The 8532-nt window shown below is 72.4% G+C and carries 4 protein-coding genes; 1 reads left to right on the top strand and 3 read right to left on the bottom strand.

The annotated features are described in order from the left end of the window. Positions 1–41 precede the first annotated feature (41 nt). The 3 genes from ACJA3G_RS23250 to ACJA3G_RS23240 all read right to left on the bottom strand — a co-directional run bounded on the left by ACJA3G_RS23250 (position 42) and on the right by ACJA3G_RS23240 (position 5371). Positions 42–1379 carry a maltokinase N-terminal cap-like domain-containing protein gene (locus ACJA3G_RS23250; protein ID WP_406554969.1) on the bottom strand — a complete coding sequence of 446 codons (1338 nt, stop codon included), beginning with the start codon at positions 1377–1379 and terminating at the stop codon, positions 42–44. A 201-nt stretch (positions 1380–1580) separates the two neighbouring features. Further along, positions 1581–3290, bottom strand: coding sequence for a maltose alpha-D-glucosyltransferase (gene treS / locus ACJA3G_RS23245; RefSeq protein ID WP_406554968.1), 1710 nt, complete (start codon positions 3288–3290; stop codon positions 1581–1583). Then, a complete protein-coding gene (locus ACJA3G_RS23240) occupies positions 3287–5371 on the bottom strand; it encodes an alpha-1,4-glucan--maltose-1-phosphate maltosyltransferase (protein ID WP_406554967.1) in 2085 nt (694 codons plus the stop codon). Before ACJA3G_RS23240 ends, treS begins: the two co-directional genes overlap by 4 nt. A gap of 553 nt (positions 5372–5924) precedes the next feature. Between ACJA3G_RS23240 and glgP the strand changes: the two genes are divergently transcribed. Beyond that, positions 5925–8532 (top strand): alpha-glucan family phosphorylase (glgP, locus tag ACJA3G_RS23235; RefSeq protein ID WP_406554966.1); only part of this gene is annotated, 2608 nt, incomplete at its 3' end.

The following is an 8532-nucleotide window of genomic DNA, read 5'->3' as shown; positions in this document are numbered from 1 at the left end:
GTCACGGGTACGGCCTCCTCGGGGGTGGTGCGGGGTCGGGGTCAGTGCTGGGCCAGTCGGCGGACCGCCGCCATCGGGACGGCGAGCCAGTCGGGGCGGTGGCGGGCCTCGTACAGCACCTCGTACACCGCCTTGTCGGTCTCGTACGCGCGCAGCAGCTCGGGCTCGTCGCGCGGGTCGGTGCCGGCCGCCGCCGCGTAGCCCGAGCAGTACGCGTCCCGGCAGGCCTCGGCCCATTCGGGGCGCCAGGGCTGCTGGGTGCGGGCGGCGTAGTCGAAGGAGCGCAGCATCCCGGCGACGTCGCGGACGGGCGGCTGCGGGCGGCGGCGCTCGGCCAGCGGGCGGGCCGGCTCGCCCTCGAAGTCGATGACCGCCCACTCGCCGTCACCGGTCCGCAGGGCCTGGCCCAGGTGCAGATCGCCGTGGACACGCTGGGCGGGTCGGGACCCGGACACCCGGGTCACCGCGTCGAACGCGGCGCGCAGCCCCGGCACATGGGGCAGCAGCGCCGGCACCGCCTGCGCCGCCGCCTCCAGGCGCTCGTGCATCGCGGCGGCCAGCAGTCCGGTCTGGGCGCGGCCGAGGGTGACCACCGGCAGCGCGTGGGCGAGCGCGGTGTGGACCTCGGCGGTGGCCCGGCCGAGCGCGTGGGCCTCCCGGGTGAAGTCGCGCCCGTCGGCGAGCGCGCGCAGCGCCAGCTGCCAGCCGTCCCGCGAGTCGCGCAGATAGGGCTGGAGCACGGCGAGCGTGGCGTTCTCGGGCCGGTCGGTGCGGATCCAGGCGGCCGGGGCGGGCACCCGGGCGCACCCGTGCCGGGCCAGGACCAGCGGAAGTTCCAGGTCGGGGTTGACCCCGAAGTGGATACGACGGAATACCTTGAGGATGAACGTATCTCCGTACACCAGCGAGGAGTTGGACTGCTCGGCGGCGAGGAGGCGGGGGGTGAGCCCGGCCGGGACGGGGATCTCCGCGTCGCAGCCGAAGTGCAGCGGACCGAGCCGGCCCGGGGTGCGCAGCCGTTCCAGCAGGAGCCCGGCGACCTGCGGGTCCTGGAGGGCGTCGTAGACGGTCAGTCCGGTCAGCGGCCCGTCGGTGGCGTGGCCGACGAGCGCGGGGGCGAGCGGCGGCGGCAGCACCTTCCGGGCGCCGAGCAGCAGCTGGTAGACGTCGGGCGGCTCGGGGGCGGTGCCGGGCTGCTCGGCGCGGACCAGCAGATGCAGACAGCCGGGCAGCAGCTCGGTGACCGAGACCAGCTGGAAGCCGGTGACCGGACGGCCCTTGCCGGCGAACCAGCGCTGTCTGGGGAGCCATTCGTGCAGCAGGGGCGCCAGCGAGGGCAGCAGCGCGACAGGAGTCAGGGTGGGTGCGGCCTTGGGCATGGCAGCGCGTCCTTTCCCCGGGCTCACAGCAGGATGTGCGCAGAGTGTCCCGGATTGCGGCATTGGCTGTCCGGCGGCGCGCGGAGCCTCCGGTGTGCCACTGAAAGCGGTCCGGAGCGTTGCTGAGGAGAGTGCCCCGGGCGGGACGGGGGAAACCGGCCCGTCCGGGGCCGCCCGAAAGCACTCCTCAGCCGGGCGGGTTCAGGCGATCACGACGCTGTCCTTGCGCAGCCGGAACCAGTAGAAGCCGTGCCCCGCGAGGGTGAGCAGATAGGGCCACTGGCCGATGGCGGGGAAACGCACCCCGCCGATCAGCTCCACCGGATGGCAGCCGGCGAAGGCCCGCAGATCGAGCTCGGTGGGCTGGGCGAACCGCGAGAAGTTGTTCACGCACAGCACGAGGTCGTCGTTGTGCTCCCGCAGGAACGCCAGGACCGCCGGGTTGGAGGAGGGGAGTTCGGTGTACGAACCGAGACCGAACGCGGGGTTCTGCTTGCGGATCTCGATCATCCGGCGGGTCCAGTGCAGCAGCGAGGAGGGCGAGGCCATCGCCGCCTCGACGTTGGTGACCTGGTAGCCGTAGACGGGGTCCATGATCGTGGGGAGGAAGAGGCGCCCCGGATCGCAGGACGAGAAGCCCGCGTTGCGGTCGGGCGTCCACTGCATGGGGGTGCGCACCGCGTCCCGGTCGCCCAGCCAGATGTTGTCGCCCATGCCGATCTCGTCCCCGTAGTAGAGGATCGGCGAGCCGGGCAGCGAGAGCAGCAGGGCGGTGAACAGCTCGATCTGGTTGCGGTCGTTGTCCAGCAGGGAGGCGAGGCGGCGCCGGATGCCGATGTTGGCGCGCATCCGGGGGTCCTTGGCGTACTCCGCGTACATGTAGTCGCGCTCTTCGTCCGTCACCATTTCGAGGGTCAGCTCGTCGTGGTTGCGCAGGAAGATGCCCCACTGGCAGGTCTTGGGGATGGCCGGGGTCTTGGCGAGCACCTCGGAGACCGGGTAGCGGCTCTCGCGGCGCACGGCCATGAAGATGCGCGGCATCACGGGGAAGTGGAACGCCATGTGGCACTCGTCGCCGCCCGCCGCGTAGTCGCCGAAGTAGTCGACGACGTCCTCGGGCCACTGGTTGGCCTCGGCCAGCAGCACGGTGTCCGGGTAGCTCGCGTCGATCTCCGTCCGCACCCGCTTGAGGAACTGGTGGGTGGCGGGCAGGTTCTCGCAGTTGGTGCCCTCCTCCTGGTAGAGGTACGGGACGGCGTCGAGGCGGAAGCCGTCGATGCCCAGGTCCAGCCAGAACCGCAGCGCGGCCAGGATCTCGTCCTGGACGGCCGGGTTCTCGTAGTTGAGGTCGGGCTGGTGGGAGAAGAAGCGGTGCCAGTAGTACTGCTTGCGGACGGGATCGAAGGTCCAGTTGGAGGTCTCGGTGTCGACGAAGATGATCCGGGCGTCCTGGTACTGCTTGTCGTTGTCGGCCCAGACGTAGTAGTCGCCGTACGGGCCCGCGGGGTCCTTCCGCGACTCCTGGAACCACGGGTGCTGGTCGCTGGTGTGGTTCATCACGAAGTCGATGATCACGCGCATGCCGCGCTGGTGGGCGGCGTCCACGAACTCCACGAAGTCGGCGAGGTCGCCGAACTCCGGGAGCACCGCGGTGTAGTCCGACACGTCGTAACCGCCGTCCCGCAGCGGGGACTTGAAGAAGGGCGGCAGCCAGAGGCAGTCGACCCCCAGCCACTGCAGGTAGTCGAGTTTGGCGGTGATGCCCTTGAGATCCCCTACGCCGTCGCCGTTGCTGTCCTGGAAGGACCGCACCAGCACCTCGTAGAAGACGGCCCGCTTGAACCATTCGGGATCGCGGTCCTTGGCGGGAGTGTCCTCGAAGGTGTCGTGGACGGGCTCGTTGACGATCATGGTGTGGGTGACCCTCCGATCGGCGGGGACGGTCGCAGGACCAGGACGTGCGCGGGCGCACGACCCGGCTCCAGACGCACGTAGTTGGCCCTGCCCCAGTGGTAGGTCTCACCGGTGAGCTCGTCGCGCACCGGGACGGACTCGTGCCATGAGAGGCCGAGTTCCGGCATGTCCAACGAGACCGTGGCCTCCTGGGTGTGGTGGGGGTCGAGGTTGGCGACCACCAGAACGGTGTTCGACCCCGAGCGCTTGCTGTACGCGAGCACCGCGTCGTTGTCGGTGCCGTGGAAGCGCAGCGAGCGCAGCTGCCGCAGTGCGGGGTGGCGCCGGCGGATCCGGTTGAGCGTGGTCAGCAGCGGGGCCAGCGAACGGCCCTCGCGCTCGGCCGCCTCCCAGTCGCGGGGCCGCAGCTCGTACTTCTCCGAGTTCAGGTACTCCTCGCTGCCGGCGTGCAGCGCGGTGTTCTCGCACAGCTCGTAGCCCGCGTACACGCCCCAGCTGGGCGAGAGCGTCGCGGCGAGCACCGCGCGCACCTCGAAGGCGGGGCGCCCGCCGTGCTGGAGGTAGGCGTGCAGGATGTCCGGCGTGTTCACGAAGAAGTTGGGCCGCATGTACGCGGCGCTCTCGCCGGTCAGCTCGGTCAGGTACTCGGTCAGCTCCTGCTTGGTGTTGCGCCAGGTGAAGTACGTGTAGGACTGCTGGAAGCCGATCCGGGCCAGGGTGTGCATCATCGCGGGCCGGGTGAACGCCTCGGCGAGGAAGACGACGTCCGGGTCGCTGCCGTTGACCTCCGCCAGCACCCGCTCCCAGAAGACCACCGGCTTGGTGTGCGGATTGTCGACGCGGAAGATCCGTACCCCGTGGTCCATCCAGAACCGCAGGATCCGTACGGTCTCCGCGACCAGCCCCGGCATGTCCCGGTCGAAGGCCAGCGGGAAGATGTCCTGGTACTTCTTGGGCGGGTTCTCCGCGTACGCGATGGTGCCGTCGGCCCGGTGGTGGAACCACTCGGGGTGCTTGTCCACCCAGGGGTGGTCGGGTGAGCACTGGAGCGCGAAGTCGAGGGCGACCTCCATCCGCAGGTCGCGCGCCGTGCGCACGAAGTCGTCGAAGTCGTCGAGGGTGCCGAGGTCGGGGTGGATCGCGTCATGGCCGCCGTCCGGCGAACCGATGGCCCAGGGCACCCCCACGTCGCCGGGCGCGGCCGAGAGGCTGTTGTTGGGGCCCTTGCGGAACGTGGTGCCGATGGGGTGCACGGGCGGGAGGTAGACCACGTCGAAGCCCATCGCGGCGACCGCGGGCAGCCGCTCGGCGGCGGTCCGGAAGGTGCCGCTCACCGGGGGCCTCCCGGCCTCGACGACGGCGCCCTCGGAGCGCGGGAACAGCTCGTACCACGATCCGTACAGCGCCCGCTCGCGCTCCACGAGCAGCGGCAACGGCTCGCAGGCGCTGACCAGTTCACGCAGCGGATAGCGGGCCAGAGCGGCGTCCGCCTCGGGGGTCAGGGCCGCGGCGAGCCGGGCGGGGGCCGGGCGGTCGCCGTCGCGCAGCGCGTCCAGGGCGGCCAGCACCGCCTCGCGCCCCTTGGTCTTGGGCACCCCGCGCGCCGCCCGCTCGTACAGCGCCGCGCCCTCCGCCAGGACCAGCTCGGTGTCCAGACCCGCCGGGATCTTGATCGAGGCGTGCCGGCGCCAGGTGGCCACCGGGTCGCTCCACGCCTCGACCGTATACGACCAGTGCCCTTCGGCCGTCGGAGTGACCTCGGCCCCCCAGCGGTCGGTACCGGGTTCGAGCTCGCGCATCGGCGTCCAGGGGCCCGGCCGCCCGCGCGGGTCGCGCAGGACCACGTTGGCGGCGACCGCGTCATGGCCTTCGCGGAAGACGGTGGCGGTGACCATGAAGGTCTCGCCGGCCACCGCCTTCGCCGGCCTTCGGCCGCAGTCGACGGCGGGGCGGACGTCCAGGACGGGGATACGGCCGATGGGCAGATTCACGGGCTCACCTGGTGGCTGGTGGGTACGGGGCGTGGCGGGGTCTGCTCTTTGTAACTGCTCCGTCGACGTTTGACGGGCTGTGGGCATGGCCGCTCCTGTCCGCGTTCACTCGGGTGGCGGTCAGCGGTTGCACGGACGGCGTCCTACCGGTGGAGCCTTCCACGCGGGACGAGTGGGCATTCCGGTGGTTCGTTAACTACCGGGGCGTAACGGTCCGGACAAGGAGACGGCCCCGTCTTTCGGCGGCACCGGGCCAGAATTTGCCTACCCACAAGTTCAGTTGGCGCCCGGTCGGCCGTCCGCCCGCCGCGGCCGGCCGGCCGGGCCCGGCCCGGCACGGGTGGTCCCGCGGTGGCGGCCCGTGCGGGGCGGCCATCGACGTGCCCGAACCGGTCCGGTACGCCATGGGTTCCGTGTTCCCGCCGAGGGGGCGCCCACACCCGGCGCGCGGGGACCGCGGCCCGTGCCCCGTACGACGGCCACCCCTCGTGGAGCCCCGCCGAGAGCGCGCGCGGGGGGCGGTCGCCTCCGTGCGCCGTGGTAGTGCGGGGCGCCCTCCCACTACCGTCGGGGGTGAAGGAGAGTCGAACAGAGCTGTACGCCCCTCCTGTTACGTACATCCCCTGCGAAGGTGGAACACGTGAAGGCAATCCGTCGGTTCACCGTCCGCCCCGTCCTCCCCGAGCCCCTGCGGCCCCTGAGCGAGCTGGCCCGCAATCTGCGCTGGTCCTGGCATCCCGAGACCAGAGAACTGTTCCGGTCCGTCGACCCCGAGGGATGGCGGGCGGCCGGGGAGGACCCCGTGCGCCTGCTGGGGTCGGTCTCCGCCGCGCGGCTCGCCGCGCTGGCCGAGGACCGCCGCTTCGTCCGTTCCCTGACCGCCTGCGCCGACGACCTCGCCGACTACCTGGGCGGGCGGCGGTGGTACCAGGAGCAGCCCGACGGGCTGCCGCGGGCCGTCGCCTACTTCTCGCCGGAGTTCGGGATCACCGCCGCCCTGCCGCAGTACTCGGGCGGGCTCGGCATCCTCGCCGGCGACCATCTGAAGTCCGCCAGCGACCTCGGCGTACCGCTGATCGGGGTCGGCCTCCTCTACCGGCACGGCTACTTCCGCCAGTCCCTCTCGCGCGACGGCTGGCAGCAGGAGCACTATCCCGTCCTCGACCCCAACGAACTGCCGCTGGCGCTGCTGCGCGAACCCGGCGGCGAGCCCGCCCGGATCGTGCTGCGGCTGCCCGGCGGTCGCGCCCTGCACGCGGTGGTCTGGATCGCCCAGGTCGGCCGGGTCCCGCTGCTGATGCTCGACTCCGACGTGGAGGAGAACGGCCCCGGCGAACGCGAGGTCACCGACCGGCTGTACGGGGGCGGCAGCGAGCACCGGCTCCTCCAGGAGATGCTGCTCGGCATCGGCGGGGTGCGGGCGGTGCGCGCGTACTGCCGGATCACCGGGCACCGGGCGCCCGAGGTCTTCCACACCAACGAGGGCCACGCGGGCTTCCTCGGCCTGGAGCGGATCCGTGAACTCGCCGGCGAGGGGCTGGAGTTCGACGCGGCCCTGGAGTCGGTGCGCGCCGGGACCGTCTTCACCACCCACACCCCGGTTCCCGCGGGCATCGACCGCTTCGACCGCGAGCTGGTCGCCCACCACCTCGGCGACGACGGCGAGCTGCCCGGCGTCGACGTCTCCAGGATCCTCCAGCTCGGCCTGGAGACCTACCCGGGCGGTGAGCCCAACCTCTTCAACATGGCCGTGATGGGGCTGCGGCTGGCCCAGCGCGCCAACGGCGTCTCCACCCTGCACGGGGAGGTCAGCCGGAAGATGTTCGCGGGCCTGTGGCCCGGCTTCGACCCCTCGGAGGTGCCGATCACCTCCGTCACCAACGGGGTGCACGCGCCCACCTGGGTGGCGCCGGAGGTGTTCCGGCTCGGCGCCCGGCAGATCGGCGCCGGGCGCGCCGAGGACGCGCTGACCGTGGGCGGCTCGCCGCGCTGGGACGCGGTCGCCGAGATCCCCGGCGCGGAGATCTGGGAGCTCAGGCGCGAGCTGCGCGAGCAGCTGGTCGTGGAGGTGCGCGAGCGGCTGTACGCGTCCTGGCGCTCCCGGGGGGCCGGGACCGCCGAGCTGGGCTGGGTGGACGGGGTGCTCGACCCCGACGTCCTGACGATCGGCTTCGCCCGCCGCGTCCCCTCCTACAAGCGGCTGACGCTGATGCTCCGCGACCGGGACCGGCTGATGGAGCTGCTGCTCCACCCGACCCGCCCGGTGCAGATCGTGGTGGCGGGCAAGGCGCACCCCGCCGACGACAGCGGCAAGCGGCTGGTCCAGGAGCTGGTGCGGTTCGCCGACGACCCCCGGGTGCGCCACCGCATCGTCTTCCTGCCCGACTACGGGATGGCGATGGCCAAGAAGCTCTACCCGGGGTGCGACGTGTGGCTCAACAATCCGCTGCGGCCCCTGGAGGCGTGCGGCACCAGCGGCATGAAGGCGGCGCTCAACGGGTGCCTGAACCTGTCGGTCCTGGACGGCTGGTGGGACGAGTGGTTCGCGCCGGACTTCGGCTGGGCCATCCCCACCGCCGACGGCTCGGCCACCGACGAGGACCGCAGGGACGAGCTGGAGGCGACCGCGCTGTACGACCTGATCGAGGAGCGGGTGGCGCCGCGCTTCTACGACCGGGGCGCGGACGGGCTGCCGGGCCGCTGGATCGAGATGGTCCGCGAGACCCTGTCCTCGCTCGGGCCCAAGGTGCTGGCGGGGCGGATGGTGCGGGAGTACGTGGAGCGGCTGTACGCGCCCGCCGCCCACGCCCACCGCGCGCTGGAGCCGGACACCGCCCGGGAGCTGGCGGAGTGGAAGGCCCGGGTGCGGGCGGTCTGGCCGCAGGTGGCCGTCGACCATGTGGAGGCGGTCTCCGCGACGGCCGTGAACGGCCACGCCGAGCTCGGCTCCACGCTCGCCCTGCGGGTGCGCGTCGGCCTCGGCGGGCTCCAGCCGGACGACGTGGAGGTGCAGGCGGTCGCCGGGCGGGTGGACGCCGCCGACACGCTCGCGGAGGCCCGTACGGTCGCCCTGAAGCCCGCGGGCGGCCCCGACCTGGAGGGGCGCTGGGTGTACGAGGGCCCGCTCGCCCTGGACCGCACCGGGCCGTACGGCTACACCGTCCGGGTCCTGCCGGCCCACCGCCTGCTCGCCGACGGCGCCGATCTCGGACTGGTCGCGCTGCCGACGGAGGCGACGGGGGAGGGGG

The organism is Streptomyces sp. YS-3 (assembly GCF_045257485.1).
Classification (GTDB): Bacteria; Actinomycetota; Actinomycetes; order Streptomycetales; family Streptomycetaceae; genus Streptomyces.
Note: the sequence above shows the minus strand (reverse complement) of the source record. Positions and strands in the feature narration are given on the sequence as shown.